Source organism: Streptomyces sp. SPB162 (assembly GCF_029504575.1).
Classification (GTDB): domain Bacteria; phylum Actinomycetota; class Actinomycetes; order Streptomycetales; family Streptomycetaceae; genus Actinacidiphila.
The window spans coordinates 1,934,747-1,958,406 of the sequence record NZ_JAQFII010000001.1 but is presented as its reverse complement, the minus strand read 5'-3'; the positions used below and the strand labels follow the sequence as shown (position 1 = coordinate 1,958,406).

The following is a 23,660-nucleotide window of genomic DNA, read 5'->3' as shown; positions in this document are numbered from 1 at the left end:
CGTGACAACGGTGCGGCCCTTCGACGTGGCGTGGCGCGAGGCCGTCAGTCCTCGCCGAGGTACGCCTTCCGCACGGATTCGTCGTGGAGCAGGTCCGCGCCGGTTCCCTTGAGGACGATCTTGCCGATTTCCATGACATGGCCCTGGTCGGCGAGGGAGAGCGCGGCTTGCGCGTTCTGTTCGACGAGCAGGATCGTGGTGCCCTGGGATTTGAGCTCGGCGATCGTGTGCATGATCTTCTGCATCATGATCGGGGAGAGGCCCATGGAGGGCTCGTCGAGCATGAGCAGTTTGGGTCGCGACATCAGCGCGCGGCCCATGGCGAGCATCTGCTGTTCACCGCCGGAGAGCGTTCCCGCGGCCTGCTTCCTGCGTTCCCCGAGGATGGGGAAGAGGTCGTAGGCGCGCTTGATGTCCTGGGCGATGGCTGCTTTGTCGTTGCGCAGGTAGGCGCCGAGCTGCAGGTTGTTCTCGATGGTGAGGCGGGGGAAGATGTGGCGGCCTTCGGGGGAGTGGGCCAGGCCCAGTGCCACGATCTTGTGTGCCGGCACCTTGTCCAGCGACTGGCCGCCGAAGCTGATCTTGCCGCTGAGCGGTTTGATGAGCCCGGACAGCGTGCGCAGGGTGGTGGTCTTGCCCGCGCCGTTGGTGCCGATGAGGGTGACGACCTGGCCTTCTTCGACGCTGAACGAGATGCCCTTGACAGCCTCGATCTTGCCGTAGGCGACGCGCAGGTCCTCGACTTCGAGCAGTGCGGTCATCGTTCGCCCTCCGTACCTGTGGTGCTGGTGGTGCTGCCGGTCGCGGTTTCCGCTGCCTCGACCTCGGCGAGTTCTTCGTCGCCCGGGGCGCCTTCGAAGGGTTCGCCGAGGTAGGCGGCGATGACGCGGTCGTCGCGCTGGACGACCTCGCTGGTGCCTTCGACGAGTTTCTCGCCCTGGACCAGTACGGAGACGCGGTCGCAGAGGTTGAAGATGAAGCGCATGTCGTGCTCGATGACGAGGACGGCGATGCCCATGTCGCGGATGGCGAAGACGAGTTCTTCGGTGGTGCGGGTCTCCTGCGGGTTCATACCCGCCGTGGGCTCGTCGAGGAGCAGGAGGCCCGGGTCGCTGGCCAGCGCGCGGGCGATCTCCAGCTTGCGCTGGTCGCCGTAGGGGAGGTTGCGCGCCAGGTGTTCGGCTTTGGATTCGAGGCCGATGAAGGCGAGGAGTTCCATGGCGCGGTCTCGGGAGGCGGTTTCGGCGCGTTTGAAGCCGGGGCCGCGCAGGAGTGCGGAGAACAGGCCTTCTTTGGTGCGGGTGTGGCGGCCGACGAGCACGTTTTCCAGGACGGTCATGTTGGCGAAGAGCCGGATGTTCTGGAAGGTGCGGGCGATGCCGGCCTGGGTGACGAGGTGGGGTTTGGGTGGCAGGACCTTGCCGCGGTAGCTGACGGTGCCCTCGGTGGGGACGTACAGGCCGGTGAGGCAGTTGAAGAAGGTGGTCTTGCCGGCGCCGTTGGGGCCGATGAGGCCGACGATCTCTCCGGTGTTGACGGTGAGGTCGACGGATCGGACGGCGGTGAGGCCGCCGAATCGCATGGTGACGCCGGAGGCGTGCAGCAGGGGGGTGCCGGTGGTGGGTGCGGGGCCGGCTTCGGGGGTGGTGGTGTCGGTGGTCATGGTGCCGCTCACGCCCCTGTCTTGCTGGTGCCGACGTTGGCGTCGGAGAGCGTGAGTTGTTCGGGGATGGAGAGCTGGTCGGTCTCGTGGTATTCGAGTTTGGACCGGCGGTTGACGACCAGGCCTTCGGGGCGGAAGCGCATCAGGAGGATGAGCGCGAGGCCGAAGAGGAGGAGCTGGTAGTCGTGCATGAACTGCAGTTTGACCGGGATGAGGTAGAGCAGTGAGGCGCCGATGAGGGGGCCGCTGACGGTTCCCATGCCACCGAGGATGACGGCGGCGAGGAGGAACGCGGAGTTGGGCGGTGCGGTCCCGGCGAACTCGAACTGGTCGGGCGTGACGCTGTAGGTCACGTGGGCCTGTACGGCTCCGGCGAGTCCGGCGAGGCTGGCGCCGAGTGCGAAGGCCATGAGTTTGAGGCGGAAGCCGTTGATGCCCATGGCGGTGGCGGCGGTTTCGTCTTCACGGATGGCGACCCAGGCGCGGCCGATGCGGGATTCTCCGGCGCGTCGGAAGACGAGGACGACGATGGCGGTGAAGACGAGCATCAGCAGGTAGTAGTTGCCGAACCTGCCGAGGCTGTTGATGCCGGTGTCGTGGCTGTCTCCGAAGTTGAACCCGAACATGTCGAGGTCGGGGACGTTGGAGATGCCGTTGGGTCCGTTGGTGATGTCGGGCCCGGTGGTGCCGTTGAGGTTGTTCATGGTGATGCGGAAGATTTCACCGAAGCCGAGGGTGACGATGGCGAGGTAGTCGCCGCGCAGCCGCAGGGTGGGTGCTCCGATGAGGACGCCGAAGACCAGGGAGGCGGCGGCGCCCGCGAGGGCTGCGGCCCAGAAGGGGAACTGGATGCCGAGCGCGGAGGAGGTGGAGCCGGATACCAGGGCGGCGGTGTAGGCGCCGACGCCGAGGAAGGCGACGTATCCGAGGTCGAGGAGGCCCTGCGAGGCCGACGACGACGTTGAGGCCGAGGGCGACGGTGGCGAAGACCAGGATGTTGACGCCGACGGAGGTGTAGGCGTCGTTGTCCTGGGTGAAGGGGAAGGCGGCCGCTGCGGTGAAGGCGGCGGCGATGGTGACGTTGCGGTGCTTCGTGGTGAGGATGGTCAGTCGGGCGATCAGGCCGCTTTTGATGAGGGCGGCGAAGCTGAAGGCGACGACGATCAGGAAGCCGACGAAGAGTTCCGCGTATGCGGTGTCGATGCCGTACGTGAAGACGTAGAGGCCGACGCCGAACGCGGCCACGATGACGAGGAGTTCCGCCCAGGAGGGGAGGGTGCGGGCGGGCTTGGGGGGCGGGTCCGTGTCGAGCGCGCCCCAGACAGCCTTCCAGACGTTGACGGGTGCGGCGCCACGGCTGGGTAGGGCGAGGGCTCCGATGAGCGTGGCGAGGGCGGCGGCGATCGCGACGTAGGCACCGGGTTCGAGGTTGACGATGCCGTTGAGTTCCACGGTGATGCTGACGACCGTGTAGCCGACGACGCCGAACAGTCCGCGGGTGAGCAGGAAGAGGGGGCTGTCGGTGCCGGCGGGGTTCAGCCAGCGCAGTCCGCGTACGCCGTAGGACGCGGCGGCGTAGAGCAGCGTGAGGAGCGCGCCGACGAGGGCGAGCACCTGGAGGCCGCCGGGGTAGCCGGCGACGGTGAGGTCGCCGGGGTATTCGGAGGTCCAGGTCCAGGGGAGGAAGGTGGAGACCGCGGTGGCGGCGGCGCCGATGGCGACGAGTGCGCGGGCGGTCTTCTCCGGGAGGGGGATGATCCCCTGCTGCCGGGGGATGGTGTCTGTGGTCATGTGGATCACGCCCGATCCGCGACGCGTTCGCCGAGCAGGCCCTGGGGCCGGATCAGCAGTACGAGAATGAGCAGGACGAAGGCCCAGACGTCTTTCCAGGCGGAGCCGAATTCGCCCATGCCGGGGATGTTGTCGATGTAGCCGGTGGCGAGGGCTTCTGCGATGCCGAGGGTGATGCCGCCGAGCATGGCGCCGTAGATGTTGCCGATGCCGCCGAGTACTGCCGCGGTGAAGGCCTTGAGGCCCATGAGGAAGCCCATGCGGTAGCTGATCTGGCCGTCCTTGAGCCCGTAGGCGACGGCTGCGACGGCTGCGAACGCGGCACCGATGGCGAAGGCCATGACGATGATGCGGTCGGTGTTGATGCCCATCAGCTTGGCGGTGTCGGGGTCCTGGCTGGTCGCCTGCATGCCGCGGCCCATGCGGGTCTTGGCGACGAACAGGCCGAGGGCGAGCATGCAGACCGGGGCGGCGATGAGCAGGAAGATCGTGCCGCGCTGGATGGTGACGCTGCCGAGGTGGAAGGGTTCACCGGCGAAGCGCGGGAAGGGGTGGTCCTTGTTCGCGTCCGGGTACCACTTCCAGATGGCCTGCTGGAGGGCGATGGACAGGCCGATCGCGGTGATGAGGGGTGCCAGCCGGGGCGCGTTGCGCAGTGGCCGGTAGGCGAACCGTTCGGCGGCGACGGCGACGGCGACGGAGCAGACGACGCCTCCGACGATCATGAGGGGGAGTGCGACCCAGAGGGCGGTGCCGCTGGGAAGGACGAGGAAGGCGGTGAGGGCGCCGAACCCCCCGATCATGAAGATCTCGCCATGGGCGAAGTTGATCAGCTGGACGATGCCGTAGACCATCGTGTAGCCGATTGCTATCAGTCCGTACAACGCGCCGAGGATCAGGCCGTTGGCCAGCTGTTGCGGCAGTTCGTGCACCGCAGGGCCTCCGTGGAGTGGGACGGATACGCCCGGCCGCGCGGGCTCTGATGAGGGACCGCGCGGCCGGTTGCGTACTTACAGGGGGGTACTGCGGTGGGTCAGGTGCGGGTTGGTGTCGTTCGGCGGGTGGTCAGCTCTGGTTGAACACGCCGCTCTTGATCGGCGCCCACTTGCCGCCCTTGACCTGGTACACGGTGAGCTGCTTGTTGGTGGTGTCACCGAACTCGTCGAAGGAGACGGTGCCGGTCACGCCGTTGAAGGAGACCTTGGACATGGCCGTGGTGATCTTCGCGCGGGCGTCCGTCGGGAGCTTGCCGCCGTTGTCGTTGATGACCGTCTTGACGGCCTGGATGATGGCCCAGGCGGAGTCGTAGGAGTAGCCGCCGTACGCTTCGAAGGCCTGCTTGTAGCCTGCGGCCGCGTAGTCGGCGACGAACTTCTTCGCGGACGGGAGGGTCTCGACGGGCGCGCCGACGGAGGTGGCGAGGTCGCCTTCGGCCTTCTTGTTCAGCGAGATGTAGTCGGCGCTGTACATGCCGTCGCCGCCCATGAGCGGGATGTTGACGCCGTTGTCCTTGAGCTGCTGGCTCAGCGGACCGGCGGCGGGGTACTCGCCGCCGTAGTAGACCGCGTCGGCGCCGGCGGCCTTGACCTTGGTGACGATGGCGTTGAAGTCGCGGTCGTCGGGGTTGACGTGGGCGGTGCCGACGACCTTGCCGCCGAGCTTGGTGAACTCGCCGGTGAAGGTGGCGGCGAGGCCGGCCCCGTAGGTCTTCTGGTCGTCGATGACGTAGACCTTGGACTTCTTCGCTTCGCCGAAGAGGTACTGCGCGGCGAACGGGCCCTGGATGGCGTCCGTGGTCGCGGTGCGGAAGTACGACTTGAACGTGCGGGCCTTGGTGCCCGTCGCCCACTTCTCGCCCTGGGTCAGGGAGGGGTTGGTGTTGGCCGGGGAGACCTCGACGAGGTTCGCGCCGTCGAAGATCTTCTGCATCGACTGGGCGACGGAGGAGTTCAGCGGGCCGACGACTCCGACGACGGTCTTGTCACCGACGAGCTTGGTGGCGTTCTGCTGGCCGGGGCCGGGCTTGCCCTGGTCGTCCAGCGCCTGGATCTTGAACGTGACGCCGGGCACCTCTTTGGTCTTGTTCGCCGTGTTGGCGGCGAGCTCGACGGAGTTCTTGATGCCTTGGCCCAGTGCGGACAGGTCGCCGGTGAGCGGAGCGTCGACTCCGATGACGACGGTGGTGGCGGCGCCGTCGTCGCCCTTCTTGCTGTCGTCGCTGCGGGAGCCGCAGGCGGTAAGTGTGAGGGCCCCAGTGGTGAGCACGGAGGTCAGTAGCAGCAAGGAACGGTGTCGCACGATCAGTCCTTTCCCCAGGCGCGGCCTGCTCTGGTGAGAGGCCGAGTCGTGCGCTGGAACCCGAACTGGCGAATCCGGTGGCGCGGTGACTGGCCGTGACTCTAGGCCTGTGTGGGGAACTCGGGCAGCGGTGCGGGAAGAGTGTGACTGTCTTGTTATGCCGGATGGAAACTCTTGAGCTTTTGTTGAGGTTACGTGGGGTGTTTGGGTGGGTTTGTCACCCTGTCCGCATGTTTCACGTCGATGTTCGGATATCGAGAATCCGCACTTCCGCTACGGCGCGGACGAGCCGTCGGCGGGCGTCGGGCGGCAGATTCGGTGCAGGAAAGCGGAAAGGTCGCGGGGGTAGCCGCCGCCGAAGATGAAGCTCTGATTCTGTATTGCGCGCGTGTTACGCAGCGTTACGTCCAGAACGGGCAGATCGACGTCGAGCGGTAGTCCGGAACATTTACGAACGAACATCTTTATCGTGATGTGCCTGCTTGTTCCCTGCTTCACCGTTAAAGGCACCGAGGGGCCGATTTCGGCGCCGAGTCCCTCGAATGAGGGGGTAACGCTGAGAATCGTCACCGGAGTTCCGTCCCGCACGCTCACCACGAATCCGAACTCCCCGGAACCGACGGCGGGTTTGGGCTGCAGGCGGCCCGACTCGTAGGCGATGTAGGTGACCTGGGCGGGCCACGGGCCGGGGTCGGGAACCGGCTCGGGGGTGCGCAGCGCGTGACCGAGGCTGACGACCGCGATGGCCGCCAGGGCCGCGGTGGCGGCCGTGAGCGTACGCCGCCCGCGGACGGACAGCGCCGCCCGGCGCACTTGCCAGTGATGGGCCCAACGGCCGGACGGGAGCGGGGGGTTGACGCTGGGTGCACCGCCGCCGGGGCCTTCCACCGGGCCGATGCCGCTCACCGGGCGCCGGCCCTGGTGCGATCGGGCGGCCCGGGTGCGGGGGCGGGCGGATGTGGCGGGGCGGACGGTGCCGGGGCGCGGGCGGGCGCACGCGGGTGCGGCGCGTGCCGGATCCCTGCTGCCGCCATGGCCGACCCCCTGCAGAAAACGCTAGGGCCTCCGGGCCCGCGCGACAACGGTGCGGGCCCGGCCGGTGGGTCAGACCGTGGTGGCGCCGGGGCTGGCGGGGCGCAGCATGCAGGTGAGGCGGGCGGTACAGACCCGCTTGTCGTTCTCGTCGGTGATGACGATCTCGTAGGTGGCCGAGGAGCGGCCGCGGTGGACGGGGGTGGCGACGCCGGTGACGTTGCCGGAGCGGATGCCGCGGTGGTGCGTGGCGTTGAGGTCCACGCCGACGGCGAGCTTGCCGGGGCCGCCGTGCAGCATCGCGCCGACGGATCCGAGCGTCTCGGCGAGGACGGCGGAGGCGCCGCCGTGCAGCAGGCCGTAGGGCTGGGTGTTGCCCTCGACGGGCATCGTGCCGACGACGCGGTCGGGGGAGGCCTCGGTGATCTGGATGCCCATGCGGTCGCCGAGGTGGCCGGCCGAGAAGAGGGCGGGCAGGTCGAGGCCGAGGCCGGACCACTGCGCCAGGATCTCCTGTGGGAACTGCGTGCTCGTCTGCTCGCCCATGCGGCCGGCTCCGATCGTCATCGTTCGGTGGGGTCGGTCAATCGGTGTACTGGTCAACTTTCTACCTGACGGTAGTCATGATCCGTGCACCGGGGCGGTCCGCTCCAGGCGGACGACCACCGATTTCGACGCCGGGGTGTTGCTGATGTCGGCCGTGTGGTCGAGCGGCACCAGGACGTTCGTCTCCGGGTAGTAGGCGGCGGCGCAGCCGCGCGGGGTGGGGTAGTGCACGACGCGGAAGCCCTCGGCGCGGCGTTGCGTGCCGTCGGTCCACTCGCCGACGAGGTCGGCGTAGCAGCCGTCGGGCAGGCCGAGGGCGTCCGCGTCGGCGGGGTTGACCATGACGACGCGGCGGCCGCCCTTGATGCCCCGGTAGCGGTCGTCGAGCCCGTAGATCGTGGTGTTGTACTGGTCGTGCGAGCGCAGCGTCTGCAGCAGCAGCCGGCCCTCGGGGACGGCCGGGTACTCGACGGGCGACGTGGTGAAGTTGGCCTTGCCGGTGGCGGTGGGGAAGGTGCGGGTGTCGCGCGGGGCGTGCGGCAGGGTGAAGCCGCCGGGGTGGCGGACCTTGGTGTTGAAGTCGTCGAAGCCCGGCACGACGCGGGATATTCGCTCGCGTATCAGGTCGTAGTCGGTTTCGAGGGCGGCCCATGGGACGGCGGTGTCGTCGCCGAAGGTGGCGCGGGCGAGGCGGCAGACGATCGCGGTCTCCGACAGCAGGTGCGGGGAGGCGGGCCGCAGGGAGCCGTGGGAGGCGTGCACCATGCCCATGGAGTCCTCGACGGTGACGAACTGCTCGCGGCCTGCCCGGGTGTCCTTCTCGGTGCGTCCCAGGGTGGGCAGGATCAGGGCGCGCGACCCGGTGATGACGTGCGAGCGGTTGAGCTTCGTCGACACGTGCACGGTCAGGGCCGCGTTGCGCATCGCGGCTTCGGTGACGGCGGTGTCGGGGGAGGCGGACACGAAGTTGCCGCCCATGGCGAAGAAGACCTTCGCGGTGCCGTCGCGCAGCGCGCGGATGGCGCGCACGACGTCCAGGCCGTGCTCGCGGGGCGGGGCGAAGCCGAACTCCTTCTCCAGCGCGTCCAGGAACGCGGGGGCGGGGCGTTCGAAGATGCCCATGGTGCGGTCGCCCTGCACGTTGCTGTGGCCGCGCACCGGGCACACCCCGGCGCCGGGGCGGCCGATGTTGCCGCGCAGCAGGAGGAAGTTGACGACCTCCTTGATGGTGGGGACGGCGTGCTTGTGCTGGGTCAGGCCCATCGCCCAGCACACGACGACGCTCTTCGCGTCCAGCACCATGGCGAGCAGCCGGTCGATGTCGGCGCGTTCCAGGCCGGTGGCGCGCAGCACCTCGTCCCAGTCGGTGGTGCGCGCGGCGGCGGCAAAGTCCTCGTAGCCGTGCGTGTGCTCGTCGATGAAGGGGCGGTCGACGGCGCCGGCTTCGACGATCATCCGGTTCAGGGCGCGGAAGAGCGCCTGGTCCCCGCCGAGCCGGATCTGCAGGAACAGGTCGGTCAGCGCGGTGCCGGAGCCGGCCAGGCCACGGGCGTTCTGCGGGTTCTTGAAACGCTCCAGGCCGGCCTCGGGCAGCGGGTTGACGGTGACGATCCGCGCGCCCCGCTGCTTGGCCTTCTCCAGGGCGGAGAGCATCCGGGGGTGGTTGGTGCCCGGGTTCTGCCCGGCGACGATGATGAGGTCGGCGCGGTACAGGTCCTCCAGCAGCACGCTGCCCTTGCCGACGCCGATGGTCTCGGTGAGCGCGGAGCCCGAGGACTCGTGGCACATGTTGGAGCAGTCCGGCAGGTTGTTGGTGCCCAGCCGGCGGGCGAAGAGCTGGTAGAGGAAGGCGGCCTCGTTGCTGGTGCGCCCGGAGGTGTAGAACACCGCCTCGTCGGGTGATCCGAGCGCGTGCAGCTCCTGGGCGACGATGTCGAAGGCCCGCTCCCAGGGCACCGGCACGTAGTGGTCGGCGCCCTCGGCCAGGTACATGGGCTGGGTGAGGCGGCCCTGCTGGCCCAGCCAGTAGCCGCTGCGCCGCGCCAGGTCGGAGACCGGGTGCTCGGCGAAGAAGTCGGGCGTGACCCGGCGCAGCGTCGCCTCCTCGGCGACGGCCTTGGCGCCGTTCTCGCAGAACTCGGCCTTGTGGCGGTGCTCGGGCTCGGGCCAGGCGCAGCCGGGGCAGTCGAAGCCGTCCTTCTGGTTGACCTTGAGCAGGGTGAGCGCGGTGCGGCGCACCCCCATCTGCTGCCGGGCCATCCGCAGGGTGTGCGCGACCGCGGGCAGGCCCGCGGCCGAGTGCTGCGGCGCTGTGACGTCGGGTGCGTCCTGTACGGGGTCGCCCGCGGGGGGTTTCGCTGCCATGTGTCCGATCCTGCCACGCCGCGCGGACACGCGAGCCGGCGCGTCGCGGAGCGGGTGCCGGGCCGTGACGGGGGCCGGCGGGGGCTGGCGGGGCTTGTCAGTGGGGCGTGGGAGTATCGAGGACGTGGCAGCAAAGGCATCGAAGACGAGCGAAGCGACCGGCACGGCACCCGCGGCGGGAGGACGGCCGCGGCTGCTCCTGCTCGACGGGCACTCCCTGGCGTACCGGGCGTTCTACGCCCTGCCGGTGGAGAACTTCAACACCGCCACCGGCCAGCCGACGAACGCCGTGTACGGCTTCACGTCGATGCTGGCCAACACGTTGCGTGACGAGAAGCCGACGCACCTGGGCGTCGCCTTCGACGTCTCCCGCAAGACGTGGCGGTTCGACGAGTTCCCCGAGTACAAGGCGACCCGCTCCAAGACTCCCGACGAGTTCCGCAGCCAGGTGGAGCTGATCGGCGAGCTGCTGGACGCGATGGGCGTCCAGCGTTTCGCGGTGGAGAAGTACGAGGCGGACGACATCATCGCCACGCTGGCCACGCAGGCGGAGGCCGCGGGGTTCGACGTCCTCATCGTGACCGGCGACCGGGACGCGTTCCAGCTCGTCAGCGAGCACACGACGGTGCTGTACCCGACGAAGGGCGTCTCGGAGCTGACCCGGTTCACGCCCGCGAAGGTCGAGGAGAAGTACGGCCTGTCGCCGTCGCAGTACCCGGACTTCGCGGCGCTGCGCGGCGACCCGTCGGACAACCTGCCCGGCATCCCCGGGGTGGGGGAGAAGACCGCCACCAAGTGGATCACCCAGTTCGGGTCGTTCGCGGCGCTGATGGAACGGGCGGACGAGGTCAAGGGCAAGGCGGGGGAGAACCTGCGCGCGCACCTGGACGCGGTCAAGCTCAACCGCCGGTTGACGGAGATGGTGCGTGACGTCGAGCTGCCGTGCGGCCCGGCGGAGCTGGAGCGCGTGGCGTACGACCGCGACGCGCTGAACATCGTGCTGGAGACCCTGGAGTTCCGTAACCAGAACTTCCGCGACCGGCTGTTCGCGGCGGATCCGGGCGCCAAGGAGGAAGAGGCCGAGGTCGCCGAGGGCGTCGCCGTGGAGGGCGCGCAGCTCGTCGACGGCGCCTTGGGCGTGTGGCTGGAAGGGCACGCCGACGAGCCGCTCGGCATGGCCACCGTCGACACGTGGGCGCTGGGCAGCGGCACCGTCACCCAGGTCGCGCTGGCCGGGGCCGAGGGTCCCGCGCTGTGGTTCGACCCGGCGCGCCTCGGCGAGGCGGACGAGCAGGTGTTCGCGGCCTGGATCGCGGACGCCGCCCGCCCCAAGGTGCTGCACAACGCGAAGAACGTGATGCGGGTCTTCGCCGAGCACGGCTGGACGGTCGCGGGCGTCAGCATGGACACCGCGCTCGCCGCGTACCTGATCAAGCCCGGCCGCCGCTCGTTCGCCCTGGACGCGCTGTCGGTGGAGTACCTGGGCCGTGAGCTGGCGCCCCCCGGCGCGGTGAGCGGGCAGTTGGCGTTCGGCGACGAGGAGGAGGACTCCGCCGCGCTGGACGCGCTGATGGTGCAGGCGCGCACGGTCCTGGACCTCGGCGCGGCGTTCATCGGCCGGCTGGAGCAGGACGGGGCGACGGGGCTGCTGCGGGACGTGGAGCTGCCGACGTCGGCGCTGCTCGCCCAGATGGAGCGGTCCGGGATCGCGGCCGACCGCGCCCATCTGGAGCGGCTGGAGCAGCGCTTCGCCGACGCCGTGCAGCAGGCGGTGGCCGAGGCGCACGCGGCGGTGGGCCACGAGTTCAACCTCGGCTCGCCCAAGCAGCTCCAGGAGGTGCTGTTCGGGGAGCTGGGCCTGCCGAAGACGAAGAAGACCAAGACCGGGTTCACCACGGACGCCGACGCTCTGGCGTGGCTGGCCGCGCAGACCGACCACGAGCTGCCGGTGATCATGCTGCGGCACCGGGAGCAGGCCAAGCTGCGGGTGACGGTCGAGGGCCTGATCAAGACGGTCGCGCCCGACGGGCGGATCCACACCTCGTTCAGCCAGACCGTGGCCGCCACCGGCCGGCTGTCGTCCACCGACCCCAACCTGCAGAACGTGCCGGTCCGCACGGACGAGGGCCGCGAGATCCGCCGGGGCTTCGTCGTCGGCGAGGGCTTCGAGTCGCTGCTGACCGCGGACTACAGCCAGATCGAACTGCGGGTGATGGCCCACCTGTCGGAGGACGCGGGCCTGATCGACGCGTTCAACACCGGCGAGGACCTGCACACCACCGTCGGCTCGCACGTCTTCAGCGTTCCCAAGGACGCGGTGGACGCCGAGATGCGCCGCAAGATCAAGGCGATGTCGTACGGGCTGGCCTACGGGCTGTCCGCGTTCGGCCTGTCGCAGCAGCTGGCCATCACCCCGGGTGAGGCGAGCGCGCTGATGGAGACGTACTTCGAGCGGTTCGGCGGTGTGCGGGACTATCTGCAGCGCGTCGTCGAGGAGGCACGCGGCACCGGCTACACCGAGACGCTCCTGGGCCGCCGCCGCTACCTGCCCGACCTCAACAGCGACAACCGGCAGCGCCGCGAGATGGCCGAGCGGATGGCGCTCAACGCGCCGATCCAGGGCTCGGCCGCCGACATCGTCAAGCTCGCGATGCTCCGGGTCGGCGAGGCGCTCACCGAGGAGAAGCTGACCTCGCGGATGCTTCTCCAGGTGCACGACGAAATCGTGGTGGAGGTCGCGCCGGGCGAACGGACGCGCGTCGAGGAGCTGGTGCGCCGCGAGATGGCAGGCGCCTACCCGCTGCGCGCTCCGCTCGACGTCTCGGTGGGCGTCGGCAGGGACTGGGAGTCCGCGGCCCACTGACGGAGCCGCCTGCGGTGGCGCAGACGGGCGGCGGCCGCGTACAGCAGCGCGCCGCCCGCCAGCCCCGCTCCCGCGCCGAACGCCGCCGTGGGGATCATCTCCGGGAGGGACTCCGGCGTCCTGTGGGCGTACTCGCGCAGCAGGCGCACGGTCGAGCCCGCCACCGCGCAGCCGGCCATCAGCGCGACCGCGCCCCAGCGTCCGCCGGCCGTCAGCCGCGGCAGGCGCGCGGGCGGCGGCCCCTGGGGGGCGGCGCGCAGCGCCAGGACGGTGAAGACGGCCAGCACCAGCAGCGCCGCCGCCGAACTGCCGTACTGCAGCCACTGGTACAGCGGCTCCTCGTGCACCACGGTGTCCAGCACCGGCAGCATCCGCACCCCCCACCGGTCGTGGTGGGTGAAGGCGTCCCACGCGACGTGGGTGGCCGCGCCGATCGTCGCGGAGAGCCAGAACCAGACCACCACCCGCGCCGACCACGGCCGGCGCTCCCCGCCGAACAGCGTCCCGGCCCGCCCCTGCCACCGTTCGGGCAGCAGTGCCAGCAGCGGGTCGCGCAGGAAGAGCCAGACGCCCACCAGCGCCGCGGCGATCAGCGGATCGAGCGTCGGGACCGCGACCGGCGCGTGCGTCACCCGGCCGAACCGGAAGACTCCGGACACCACAGAAGCGGCGAAGTACGGCATGTCCGGGGAGAAGGAACCCGTGACGAGCGCCCCCGCGAGCAGCGGCCCCCGGGCGGTTCCGTTCCGGCGCAGCACCGGCAGTACCGCTGCCGCGTGGCTCAAGGTGAACGGCATCAATCCCCCTCGTGACGTCTTCCCTGCCGTCCAGTATGCGGAGTAACGCACGGTGGATGCGCGCGAAAAGTTCCCGTAGGGTCCGTGGGGTTGCGGCGCGGTGACGCGCTCATCACGTACGTGGGAGGGACCGCGAACATGGCAGCGCGATACGGACGGCGCCTGCGCGCGATGCGCCGCGGCGCGGCGGGCACGGCGGTCGCCGCGCTGGCGGTCGCGGCGCTCAGCGCCTCACAGGCACCCGGCTTCGCCCAGGCGGAGCGCCTCGCGCGCACCGCGGTCGAGCCGCCACCCGGCCCGCAGATCGACGGCGGGTCGCCGTTCTACAGCGCCCTGCCGCCCGAGGACCCCAGCGGCCTGGCCGCCGGCGGCACCACGGCCCCCACACCCACCGGCTCCACCGGCACCGCCATCGACACCGGCGGCACGGGCCTGCCCGGCACGGTGCTGGACGCCTACCGCAGGGCGCAGCTGTCCGTCGCGGCCTCCGACCCCGGGTGCAAGCTGCCGTGGGAACTGCTCGCCGCGATCGGGCAGGTCGAGTCCGGCCAGGCCGACGGCGGAGCCGTCGACGCACGGGGCACCACGTACAAGCCGATCCTCGGTCCGGTGCTGAACGGTGTCGGCTTCGCGAACATCTCGGACACCGACGGTGGCGCCTACGACGGGGACACCGTCCACGACCGCGCGGTCGGCCCCATGCAGTTCATACCGTCCACCTGGGCCAGCTGGGGAGCCGACGGCAACGCGGACGGCGTGAAGAACCCGAACAACGTCTACGACGCCGCCCTCGCCGCGGGCCACTACCTGTGCGCCGACGGCCGCGACCTGTCGGTCTCCGTGGACATCGACCGCGCGATCCTCGGCTACAACCACTCCCAGGACTACCTGCACACCGTCAGGGCCTGGTACCAGCACTTCAAGGACCAGGGGGCCGTCGCGGTCCCGAACAGCGGCCGCACACCGGGCACCGGCGCCGGCCCGAGAACCCCGCCGCCCGCCACCACCGGGCCGAAGCCGGGTACGAGTCCGTCCCCCACGGCCACCGGCTCCGCCTCGCCGTCGCCGACCGCCACCGTCCCGCAGGCCCCGCCGACCACCCGCCCCGGGACACCCACCGGCACGCCCACCGGCACGCCGAGCGGCACCGCCTCGCCGTCGCCCAAGCCGACCGGCACACCCAAGCCGACCGGCACGCCCACCCCGACACCGACCGGGACCCCCACCCCGGGCTGCCCGACGCCGACGCCCACTCCGAGCGGGTCCGCCTCCCCGACGCCCACGCCGACCGGCACCCCGACGCCGACTCCCTCGCCGACCGACGGCACCTGCCCCACACCCAGCACGTCCCCGACGCCCACCCCGACCGCGACTCCCACGACGGCGGCCGCGAGTCCGAGCGCGGTTGCGTCGACGAGCCCGGCGGCCCCCGCGGCCGGCTGACCGTTCTGCGAACACCCCGAGCCCGGCCCCGCCTTCACGGCGGGACCGGGCTCGTTCGCGTCGCGACCCCACCCGTTCCCGGCGTGGCCGCATTCGATCGGTAGAACCTGTTCTCATCTGATCCCCGGATTGCTACGGTGCCCCGGCCCAGCCGACGTCGTCGTCCACCAGGAGGTCCGCCGTGCGCGCTCTGATCGCCGCAGCCATCGGACTCGCCGTTGCTCTCGTGTGTGTCTTCGGGATGACCCTGGTCGGGTCTCCCGCCGGCAAGACCTCACCGAAGCCGCTGCTGACCACGATTCCGAGCCACCCGTAACACCGGCCGCGACCCGAGCTCGTCACCCACAGCCACAAAGGAGGGGAAGCGTCCCGATGCGCCGCAAGTCCAGCCTGGTGCTGCTCGCCTTCGCCGTCTTCTTCGCGACCCTGTCGCCCCTGATGCGCTGGTACGCCTTCCCGCGGCTGGCCAAGGTGCCGGCCAACGAGTACCAGTCGGTGGTCCTGGAGGCGAGGAACGCCACCCTCCTCGTCGACTACCTCTCGCTCAAGCCGCAGATCGTCCCCAAGCTCAGCATCGTCCAGACGCTCAAGGGCAATGTCGCGGAGGCCAAGAGGGTCAAGGCGGACACCGGCCGCGACGTCGTGGTCTGGGACGCGCTGTCCTTCGTGGCCGGCCCGGACGGCAAGATGGTCTCGGAGATCCCCGAGCGGTACGTCTTCGACGCCCACACCCAGGACCCGGTCCACATCGCGAGCGAGAGCGTGGACGGCGACCCGGTGCACCGTGAGGGAGTCGAGTTCAAGTTCCCGTTCCTCACCGAGAAGCGCGACTACTTCTACTTCGACGCGCAGTCCCGGACGTCCGCGCCCATCCACTACAAGGCGACGCAGAACTTCCGCGGCCTGTCCGTCTACTACTTCGAGCAGACCGTCCCCTGGGTGAAGGTCCCGCTGCCGAAGAAGATGCCCGGCGGCGTCACCGAGGACTCGCTCGGCGGCTCGGTGGAGCGCTGGTACACCACCGTGCGGAAGTTCTGGGTCGACCCGACCACCGGCGCCCCCGTCAACGGCGAGGAGGTCCACCGCGAGGAGCTGCGCTTCCCGCAGGCGCCCGACACCAAGCCGGTGACCGTCTTCTCCGGCGACGTGAAGATGCGCGAGGACTACATCGACTCCACCGTCGACCTGGTGAAGTCCCAGCGCCAACTCGTCCTGCTGCTGACCAGCTACCTCCCCTGGGGCTTCCTCGTCCTGGGCGTCGCGCTGCTCGCGCTGAGCCTGCTGCTGGAGGCGCGCGGCCGCCGCCCCGCCGATCCGGCCCCCCGCTCGACGCGCTGCGCGCACCGGATCCCGACCCGCAGCCGGTCATCGCCTGAGGCCCCCGGCGGGTCGCTGGTTCGTCCGGCGGGTGGGCGCGGCGGTCGACGGGTCCTCGGGCCACGGGTGCTTGGGGTAGCGGCCGCGCAGCTCGGCACGGACCGAGCGGTAGCCGCCCTGCCAGAACGACGCGAGGTCGGCGGTGACGGCGGCGGGCCGTCCCGCCGGGGAGAGCAGATGGACGAGGAGCGGCACGCGCCCGCCCGCGATGCGGGGTGTCTCCTGCCAGCCGAACAGCTCCTGGAGCTTGACGGCCAGCACCGGCTGGTCGCCCTCGTAGTCCACCCGGATCCGTGAGCCGCTGGGCACCTCGATCCGTTCCGGGGCGAGTTCGCCGAACCGGGCGGCGGCCCCGCCGCCCCACGGCAGCAGCCGGCCCAGCGGGCCGCCCGCGTCGACACGTTCCAGATCCGCGCGACGGCGGGCCGCCGCCAGCTCGGGCCCGAGCCAGTCGTCCATCCCGTCCAGCAGCGCCTGCTCCGAGACGTCCGGCCACGGCGCGCCCAGCTCCCGGTGCAGGAACGCCAGTCGGCGGCGGGTGTCCTGCGCGTCCCGTGACCAGCGCAGCAGCCCGGTGCCCTCGCGCCGCAGCCCCTCGGCGACGGCGGCGCGCAGCAGCGTCCGGTCCGGCGAGCGCAGCGGACGTGCCGTCAGTTCCACGGCGCCCAGCCGTTCCACGCTCCGCGCCACCACGTCGCCGTCCGACCAGCGCACCTCCTCGCCCGCCGCCAACAGCGGGGCCGCGGCCGTACGGGCGGTCGCCTCGTCGATCACCGCGGCCAGCCGGACCCGCGCCGAGACGGCCGCCACCGGCCGGTCCGCGACCGCGACGGCGAGCCAGCCGGGCGTGCCGAGCCGGGAGCCGGCTCCCAGTTCCGCCGCGGTTCCGGACGCCATCAGGTACGTGCCGGCGCCGCGCGCCCGGGCCACCCGCTCGGGGAAGGCGAGGGCGGCCACCAGCCCGGCGGCCGCGTCGTCACCCCCGGAACCGTCCGATCCGCCGGCCGCCCCGGCCTGGCGCAGCGACGACTCCAGCCGCCCCGCCTCCGCCCGCCAGCGCGCCGCGTACCCGTCGCCGCCGCGCCGGGCCTGCCGCCAGGCGGCGGCCAGGTCGTCGCCGTAGTCGCGCGGCGGCTCCTCGCTGAGCAGCGCCACGACCTCGGCCGCCCGGCGCGCACCGACCGCGCGGGCCCCGTCGAGCAGCGCGCGGGCCAGCCGCGGGTGCACGCCGATGCGGCTGAGCCGCTTGCCCCGGTCGGTGGCGCGCCCGTCGGCGGAGACCGCGCCGACCGCGAGGAGCACCTCGCGGGCCGCGCCCATCGCGCCCGCCGGAGGCGCGTCGAGCAGCGCGAGACCGGCGGCGTCCGGGTCGCCCCAGCAGGCCGACTGCAGCGCGAAGGCGGTGAGGTCGGCGACGGCGATCTCCGGCGCGGCCCGGCGCGGATGTCCGGCGTCGTCCGCCTCCGACCAGCAGCGGTACACCGTTCCCGGCCCCTCGCGCCCGGCGCGCCCGGCCCGCTGACGGGCCGACGCGTGCGAGACCCGCACCGTCGTCAGCGCGTCGAGGCCGCGTGCGTGGTCCACCCGCGGCTCGCGGGCCAGCCCGCCGTCCACGACGATCCGCACCCCGGGCACGGTCAGGCTCGACTCGGCCACCGACGTGGCCAGCAGCACCCGGCGGCGGGTTCCCGGCGCGAGCGCCGCGTCCTGCACGGCGGCCGGCGCCCGGCCGTGCAGTTGCAGCACCTCCACGTCGAGTCCACCCAGCATCCCGGCGACCCGCGCGATCTCCCCGACACCCGGCAGGAAGCACAGCACGTCCCCCTCCTTCTCGCGCAGGGCCCGCCGCACCACCGCCGCCACGTGCTCCAGCAGCGCCGGATCGACCCGCATCCCGTGCGGCGGCCGCACCGGGCGGCCCGGCGGCGCCCACTCCACCGCGACCGGGTGCAGGACCCCCTGCGCCTCGACTACGGGGGCGGCGCCGTCCTCGCCCCCGACCAGCGCGGACCAGGCCGCGGTGTCCGAGGTGGCGGAGGCCGCGACGACCCGCAGTTCCGGGCGCAGGGCGGCCCGTACATCCAGCAGGAAGGCCATCGACGTGTCGGCGTCCAGATGCCGCTCGTGGCATTCGTCCAGCACGACGGTGGCGACGCCGGGCAGTTCCGGGTCGCGCTGCAGCCGCTGCAGCAGCACCCCGGTCGTCACCACTTCGACGACCGTCTCCGCCGAGACCTTCCGCTCGCCGCGCACGGTGAAGCCGATCCGGCCGCCCACACCCTCGCCGAGCAGCCATGCCATCCGCCGGGCGGCGGCCCGCGCCGCCATCCGGCGCGGCTCGGCCACCAGCACCCGGTGCGGGGCCGGCCCGTACTCCGGGAGCAGCCCGGCCAGCGCGAGCGGGACGAGGGTGGTCTTCCCCGTGCCGGGCGGGGCGGCGAGCACGGCGCAGCCCCGCTCGTCGAGCGCCCGCAGCAGGGCGGGTACGACGGTCTGTACGGGCAGGTCGAGGGAGCCGGTGCGGATCACCCGCCCAGTGTGCCCCCGTCGGTCAGGCCGCGAGCCTTCAGCAGGGGCCGTCAGTCCCGCACGCACACGAAGATCGCCGTGCCCGGCAGGATGCTCCCGCGCAGCGGCGACCAGCCGCCCCACTCCTGGGTGTTCCACTCCGGCCAGGGCGGCTCCACGAGGTCGACCAGCCGGAAGCCGGCCGCGGCGATCTCCCGGACCCGGTCGCCGAGGGTGCGGTGGTGCTCGACGTACTCGGCCAGCCCGCGCTCGTCCTGCTCGACGTAGGGGGTGCGGTCGAAGTAGGAGGAGACCGCGGTCAGCCCCTCGCGGCCCGGCTCGTCCGGGAAGGCCCAGCGGATCGGGTGGGTGACGGAGAAGACCCAGCGCCCGCCCGGCCGCAGCACGCGGTGCACCTCGCGCTGCACGCGCTCCGGGTCGGCGACGAAGGGGAGCGCGCCGTACGCCGAGCACGCCAGGTCGAAGGAACCGTCCGCGAAGGGGAGCGTCCCGGCGTCGGCCTGGACCAGCGGGAAGCCGCCGTCCGCCGACTCCTCGTCGATCCGGCGCGCGTGCTGCAGCTGCCGGTGGGAGAGGTCGAGGGCCACCGGGCGCGCGCCGCGCGCCGCCAGCCAGCGCGAGCACTGCGCCGCGCCCGCGCCGATCTCCAGCACCGCCCGGCCCGCGAGGTCCGCGGCGGGACCCAGCAGCCCGGCGTCCGCCTCGTCCAGGCCCTCGGGCCCCCAGACGAAGTTCCCGTCGCCGAGGAACGCTCCGTGCTCGACCTGGTACTCGTCGGCGTTCCGGTCCCACCACCCGCGGTTCGCCCGGCTGCTTTCCGTGACACCGGCGGTACGCCGGGTGGCTTCTGGTTCGGGTCCTTGGCTCATCGCGGTTGTCGTCGTACTCTCTGGTTGGACCTGTGACGGGGAGACTTGAGCCGGATCTGGGCTGTTCCGCCCCCGGTGTGCCCTTCGCGCATTGACCCTGTCTGGCTGCCCCCGTATGCTACAAGTTGCGCTGCGGGCCTGCGCACCTCAGACGTAGCAGGTTGCGCTCGCACTGGTTGTTTCCCCTCGGTCCTCGAGGCGACTCTCCGAATCGTTTTTTGGAAGGTCCGCCTCGCGGCTGTCCGGCTTCGGCGGTGCGATCACGGGTCCTGGCGTAGCAGTACCTACAACTTCTGTCCGTACCGGAGCCCTTCCCCATATGACGAGCAGCACCGAGGCAACGCGCACCACCCCGCAGGTGGCGGTCAACGACATCGGTTCCGAGGAAGACTTCCTCGCAGCGATCGATGCGACGATCAAGTACTTCAACGACGGCGACATCGTCGAAGGCGTGATCGTAAAGGTCGACCGGGACGAGGTCCTGCTCGACATCGGTTACAAGACCGAGGGCGTCATCCCGTCCCGCGAGCTTTCGATCAAGCACGACGTCGACCCCAATGAGGTCGTCAAGGTCGGCGACGAGATCGAAGCCCTTGTTCTCCAGAAGGAGGACAAGGAAGGCCGCCTGATCCTCTCGAAGAAGCGCGCTCAGTACGAGCGTGCCTGGGGCACCATCGAGAAGATCAAGGAAGAAGACGGGATCGTCACCGGTACCGTCATCGAGGTCGTCAAGGGTGGTCTCATCCTCGACATCGGCCTCCGCGGCTTCCTGCCGGCCTCGCTCGTCGAGATGCGTCGCGTCCGCGACCTCCAGCCGTACGTGGGCAAGGAGCTCGAGGCCAAGATCATCGAGCTGGACAAGAACCGCAACAACGTGGTCCTGTCCCGCCGTGCCTGGCTCGAGCAGACCCAGAGCGAGGTCCGCCAGACCTTCCTCACGACCCTGCAGAAGGGCCAGGTCCGCTCCGGCGTCGTCTCCTCGATCGTCAACTTCGGTGCGTTCGTGGACCTCGGCGGCGTCGACGGTCTCGTGCACGTCTCCGAGCTGTCCTGGAAGCACATCGACCACCCCTCCGAGGTTGTCGAGGTCGGCCAGGAAGTCACCGTCGAGGTCCTCGACGTCGACATGGACCGCGAGCGTGTCTCCCTGTCACTGAAGGCGACGCAGGAAGACCCGTGGCAGCAGTTCGCCCGGACGCACCAGATCGGCCAGGTCGTTCCCGGTAAGGTCACCAAGCTCGTCCCGTTCGGAGCGTTCGTGCGCGTCGACGAGGGCATCGAGGGCCTGGTCCACATCTCCGAGCTGGCCGAGCGCCACGTGGAGATCCCGGAGCAGGTCGTCCAGGTCAACGACGAGATCTTCGTCAAGGTCATCGACATCGACCTCGAGCGCCGCCGCATCAGCCTCTCGCTGAAGCAGGCCAACGAGTCCTTCGGTGCCGACCCGGCCTCGGTCGAGTTCGACCCGACCCTCTACGGTATGGCTGCCTCGTACGACGACGCGGGCAACTACATCTACCCCGAGGGCTTCGACCCCGAGACCAACGACTGGCTCGAGGGCTTCGACAAGCAGCGCGAGGAGTGGGAAGGCCAGTACGCCACGGCCCAGACCCGCTTCGAGCAGCACCAGGCCCAGGTCATCAAGTCCCGCGAGGCCGACGAGAAGGCGGAGGCCGAGGGTGCTGCGGCTCCCGCCGGCGCCGCCAGCTCCGCCGGTCTCGGTGGCGGCGGTGGCTCCTACTCCTCGGAGTCGGACGACAACTCCGGCGCCCTGGCGTCGGACGAGGCCCTGGCCGCGCTCCGCGAGAAGCTGGCCGGCGGCCAGAGCTGACGCTCTGACCCGCAGGTAGCAGTACGGACGGAAGGCCCGTTCCCCGAGAGGGGAGCGGGCCTTCCGCGTTGTCGGGGGTGAAGCGGACCCGGTTGCGGGAATGCTCCCAGCTCCTCGCACGTTTCCGAGGAGGAAGAACGAGGAGGAACGATCACAGTGCTGGATCCGCAGGGGCTGTACGAATTCGTGCCGGGCGGCGCCGAGGCCGTGGACGAGGCGGTCGGGGAGGCCGGCCCCGTGCTGCTGTACCACCTGGAGGGGTACATCGACGCGGGGGACACCGGCGAGCAGATCGCGGAGCAGCTGCTGGACCGGCTCGACAACCAGCTGGTGGCCCGGTTCGACGCCGACCGGTTGGTCGACTACCGCGCGCGCCGGCCCCTGATGCTCTTCGAGCGCGACCACTGGTCGGGGTACGAGGCGCCGGAGATCGCCCTCTACCTGGTCCGTGACACCACGGAGACGCCCTTCCTGCTGCTGACCGGCTCCGAGCCGGACGTCGAGTGGGAGCGCTTCGCCGCGGCCGTGCTGCAGATCGTCGAACGGCTCGGCGTGCGGCTGGCCATCAACTTCCACGGCATCCCGATGGGCGTGCCGCACACCCGCCCGGTCGGTCTGACCCCGCACGGCAACCGGGTGGACCTGATGCCCGGCCACCGCAGCTGGTTCGACGAGGCGACGGTGCCCGGCAGCGCCGAATCCCTCATCGAGCTGCGGCTCGCCGAAGCGGGCCGGGATGTCCTGGGCGTCGCCGCCCACGTGCCGCACTACCTGTCGCGCTCCCCGTACCCGGACGCGGCGCTCGCCGTCCTCGAGGCGATCACCGCAGCCACCGGCCTGGTCCTGCCCGAGGTGGCGCACGCGCTGCGCGCCGAGGCGCACACGGTGCGCGGCGAGATCGACCGCCAGGTCGCGGAGGGCGACGGCGAGCTGGTCTCGGTCGTCCGCGGGCTGGAGAGCCAGTACGACGCGGTGGCCGGTTCGATGACCCGGGAGAGCCTCATCGCCGAGCCGGTCGACCTGCCGTCGGCCGACGACCTCGGGGCCGAGTTCGAACGGTTCCTCGCGGACCGGGAGGACGACGGCAGCTGAGCGCGCCGAGACGTGGGGGAGTGGCCGGTCGATCTTTCGACCGGCCACTCCTGCGCGTGCGGGCAGGCTCTAGGGTGGCGGCATGCTGAAGGTGGGCCTGACCGGTGGAATCGGCGCCGGCAAGAGCGAAGTGTCACGGCTGCTCGCGTCGTACGGGGCGGTCGTGGTGGACGCGGACAAGATCGCCCGTGAGGTCGTGGAACCCGGCTCGCCGGGACTGGCCGCCGTGGTGGCCGAATTCGGCGCGGAGGTGCTGACCGGCGACGGCGCGCTCGACCGCCCGAAACTGGGCTCGATCGTCTTCGCCGACCCCGCCGGGCTGCGGGCCCTGAACGCGATCGTGCACCCGCTCGTGGGCCGCCGGTCGGCGGAGCTGGAGGCGGCCGCGGGCCCGGACGACATCGTGATCCATGACGTGCCGCTGCTCACCGAGAACGGGCTGGCCAAGCTCTACGAGCTGGTCGTGGTGGTGGACGCGTCCCCCGACACCCAACTCGACCGCCTGGTGCGGCTGCGCGGCATGGACGAGAGCGAGGCGCGCTCCCGGATGGCGGCCCAGGCCACCCGCGAGGAGCGGCTCGCCATCGCCGATGTCGTGCTGGACAACGACGGCCCCCTGGAAGCGCTCGAACCGCAGGTCAAACGGGTCTGGCAGCAGTTGCGCGAGCGCGTCGGGCAGTAGCGGCCGGCCCGGCCCGACGGCCCGGAATGCGATTGCCGGGGACCGCGTTGGGTATGTCTGTGCCGACGATCAGTCGTCACCCGAACCAGGAAGGGAGGCGGCTGTGCCCGAGCAGACCCCTGAGACCCACGTCATCGATTTCCGTGCCGCGGAGCAGTTGCTGGAAGCCCGTGACCCGCGCGGAGCGGTGAAGCTGCTGGACTCGGTCATCGCCGCCCATCCGGAGAACACCGCCGCGCGCCTGCTGCGGGCCCGAGCCTTCTTCGCCGCCGCCCAACTCCGCCCGGCCGAGCTCGAGTTCCAGATAGTTCTCGAACGGGAACCCGACAACGCCTTCGCCCACTTCGCGCTCGCCCGGACTCTGCAGCGCGCCAACCGCCCGGACGAGGCGCTGCGGCACTTCCGGCTGGCGGCCGCGCTCGATCCGCGACCGGACTTCGTCGAGGCGGCCCGCTTCGACGATCGCTGAACCGTTCGGAAGGG

17 protein-coding genes and 2 pseudogenes are annotated in these 23,660 nt (G+C 71.1%); 8 read left to right on the top strand and 11 right to left on the bottom strand.

Annotation, left to right across the window (positions count from 1 at the left end; genetic code table 11):
- Nucleotides 1-44 precede the first annotated feature (44 nt).
- The 8 genes and pseudogenes from M2266_RS09065 to M2266_RS09030 form a co-directional block, all read right to left on the bottom strand.
- Nucleotides 45-761, bottom strand: coding sequence for an ABC transporter ATP-binding protein (locus tag M2266_RS09065; protein ID WP_277437707.1), 717 nt, complete (start codon nucleotides 759-761; stop codon nucleotides 45-47).
- Nucleotides 758-1,663, bottom strand: coding sequence for an ABC transporter ATP-binding protein (locus M2266_RS09060; RefSeq protein WP_277441118.1), 906 nt, complete (start codon nucleotides 1,661-1,663; stop codon nucleotides 758-760). The genes M2266_RS09065 and M2266_RS09060 overlap by 4 nt, the downstream gene beginning before the upstream one ends.
- Nucleotides 1,664-1,671: 8 nt before the next feature.
- A pseudogene (locus M2266_RS09055) lies at nucleotides 1,672-3,454 on the bottom strand (branched-chain amino acid ABC transporter permease).
- Nucleotides 3,455-3,459: 5 nt separating this feature from the next.
- Entirely contained in the window at nucleotides 3,460-4,386 is a 927-nt protein-coding gene (locus tag M2266_RS09050) for a branched-chain amino acid ABC transporter permease (RefSeq protein ID WP_277437706.1), read from the bottom strand.
- 133 nt (nucleotides 4,387-4,519) lie between these two features.
- Nucleotides 4,520-5,752 (bottom strand): branched-chain amino acid ABC transporter substrate-binding protein, encoded by a 1,233-nt coding sequence (locus M2266_RS09045; RefSeq protein WP_277437705.1) that lies wholly within the window; start codon nucleotides 5,750-5,752, stop codon nucleotides 4,520-4,522.
- 273 nt (nucleotides 5,753-6,025) lie between these two features.
- On the bottom strand, nucleotides 6,026-6,658 hold the full coding sequence (locus M2266_RS09040) for a hypothetical protein (protein WP_277437704.1): 633 nt from the start codon (nucleotides 6,656-6,658) through the stop codon (nucleotides 6,026-6,028).
- A gap of 198 nt (nucleotides 6,659-6,856) precedes the next feature.
- Complete coding sequence (locus M2266_RS09035) at nucleotides 6,857-7,330, bottom strand: hotdog fold thioesterase (RefSeq protein ID WP_277441117.1); 474 nt, start codon at nucleotides 7,328-7,330, stop codon at nucleotides 6,857-6,859.
- 75 nt (nucleotides 7,331-7,405) lie between these two features.
- Entirely contained in the window at nucleotides 7,406-9,694 is a 2,289-nt protein-coding gene (locus tag M2266_RS09030; RefSeq protein WP_277437703.1) for an FdhF/YdeP family oxidoreductase, read from the bottom strand.
- Between the two features lie 124 nt (nucleotides 9,695-9,818).
- On the opposite strand from M2266_RS09030, the gene polA reads away from it, so the two are divergent.
- Nucleotides 9,819-12,557, top strand: coding sequence for a DNA polymerase I (polA, locus tag M2266_RS09025; protein WP_277437702.1), 2,739 nt, complete (start codon nucleotides 9,819-9,821; stop codon nucleotides 12,555-12,557).
- On the opposite strand, the gene M2266_RS09020 is transcribed toward polA, so the two are convergent.
- Nucleotides 12,488-13,354, bottom strand: a complete 867-nt coding sequence (locus M2266_RS09020; protein ID WP_277437701.1) for a DUF4184 family protein — start codon at nucleotides 13,352-13,354, stop codon at nucleotides 12,488-12,490. The two genes, polA and M2266_RS09020, sit on opposite strands and share 70 nt — an antisense overlap.
- Before the next feature lie 138 nt (nucleotides 13,355-13,492).
- On the opposite strand from M2266_RS09020, the gene M2266_RS09015 reads away from it, so the two are divergent.
- The 3 genes and pseudogenes from M2266_RS09015 to M2266_RS09005 form a co-directional block, all read left to right on the top strand.
- A complete protein-coding gene (locus tag M2266_RS09015) occupies nucleotides 13,493-14,797 on the top strand; it encodes a hypothetical protein (RefSeq protein WP_277437700.1) in 1,305 nt (434 codons plus the stop codon).
- A 181-nt stretch (nucleotides 14,798-14,978) separates the two neighbouring features.
- Nucleotides 14,979-15,113 (top strand): SPW_0924 family protein, encoded by a 135-nt coding sequence (locus M2266_RS09010; protein WP_269272374.1) that lies wholly within the window; start codon nucleotides 14,979-14,981, stop codon nucleotides 15,111-15,113.
- A 56-nt stretch (nucleotides 15,114-15,169) separates the two neighbouring features.
- A pseudogene (locus M2266_RS09005) lies at nucleotides 15,170-16,114 on the top strand (DUF3068 domain-containing protein); the annotation flags it as partial.
- A 48-nt stretch (nucleotides 16,115-16,162) separates the two neighbouring features.
- Here the strand turns inward: M2266_RS09005 and hrpB are convergent.
- Nucleotides 16,163-18,703 carry an ATP-dependent helicase HrpB gene (gene hrpB, locus M2266_RS09000; protein ID WP_277437699.1) on the bottom strand — a complete coding sequence of 847 codons (2,541 nt, stop codon included), beginning with the start codon at nucleotides 18,701-18,703 and terminating at the stop codon, nucleotides 16,163-16,165.
- A 50-nt stretch (nucleotides 18,704-18,753) separates the two neighbouring features.
- On the bottom strand, nucleotides 18,754-19,572 hold the full coding sequence (locus M2266_RS08995) for a class I SAM-dependent methyltransferase (protein WP_277437698.1): 819 nt from the start codon (nucleotides 19,570-19,572) through the stop codon (nucleotides 18,754-18,756).
- 319 nt (nucleotides 19,573-19,891) lie between these two features.
- Between M2266_RS08995 and rpsA the strand changes: the two genes are divergently transcribed.
- The 4 genes from rpsA (at nucleotide 19,892) to M2266_RS08975 (ending at nucleotide 23,646) form a co-directional block, all read left to right on the top strand.
- Nucleotides 19,892-21,403: a 30S ribosomal protein S1 gene (rpsA, locus tag M2266_RS08990; protein ID WP_277437697.1), complete on the top strand. Its 1,512-nt coding sequence runs from the start codon at nucleotides 19,892-19,894 to the stop codon at nucleotides 21,401-21,403.
- Between the two features lie 156 nt (nucleotides 21,404-21,559).
- A complete protein-coding gene (locus M2266_RS08985; RefSeq protein WP_277437696.1) occupies nucleotides 21,560-22,495 on the top strand; it encodes a PAC2 family protein in 936 nt (311 codons plus the stop codon).
- An 82-nt stretch (nucleotides 22,496-22,577) separates the two neighbouring features.
- Nucleotides 22,578-23,177, top strand: a complete 600-nt coding sequence (gene coaE / locus M2266_RS08980; protein WP_277437695.1) for a dephospho-CoA kinase — start codon at nucleotides 22,578-22,580, stop codon at nucleotides 23,175-23,177.
- A gap of 103 nt (nucleotides 23,178-23,280) precedes the next feature.
- Nucleotides 23,281-23,646 carry a tetratricopeptide repeat protein gene (locus M2266_RS08975; RefSeq protein ID WP_277437694.1) on the top strand — a complete coding sequence of 122 codons (366 nt, stop codon included), beginning with the start codon at nucleotides 23,281-23,283 and terminating at the stop codon, nucleotides 23,644-23,646.
- The last annotated feature ends 14 nt before the right edge of the window (nucleotides 23,647-23,660 follow it).

Bases quoted from the DNA above. Each gene is read 5' to 3' on its own strand.
- M2266_RS09060 (WP_277441118.1), bottom strand. From the start codon at position 1,663: ATGACCACCGACACCACCACCCCCGAAGCCGGCCCCGCACCCACCACC.
- coaE (WP_277437695.1), top strand. From the start codon at position 22,578: ATGCTGAAGGTGGGCCTGACCGGTGGAATCGGCGCCGGCAAGAGCGAA.
- M2266_RS09015 (WP_277437700.1), top strand. From the start codon at position 13,493: ATGGCAGCGCGATACGGACGGCGCCTGCGCGCGATGCGCCGCGGCGCG.
- M2266_RS09065 (WP_277437707.1), bottom strand. From the start codon at position 761: ATGACCGCACTGCTCGAAGTCGAGGACCTGCGCGTCGCCTACGGCAAG.
- rpsA (WP_277437697.1), top strand. From the start codon at position 19,892: ATGACGAGCAGCACCGAGGCAACGCGCACCACCCCGCAGGTGGCGGTC.
- M2266_RS09020 (WP_277437701.1), bottom strand. From the start codon at position 13,354: ATGCCGTTCACCTTGAGCCACGCGGCAGCGGTACTGCCGGTGCTGCGC.
- M2266_RS09030 (WP_277437703.1), bottom strand. From the start codon at position 9,694: ATGGCAGCGAAACCCCCCGCGGGCGACCCCGTACAGGACGCACCCGAC.
- M2266_RS09035 (WP_277441117.1), bottom strand. From the start codon at position 7,330: ATGGGCGAGCAGACGAGCACGCAGTTCCCACAGGAGATCCTGGCGCAG.
- M2266_RS08995 (WP_277437698.1), bottom strand. From the start codon at position 19,572: ATGAGCCAAGGACCCGAACCAGAAGCCACCCGGCGTACCGCCGGTGTC.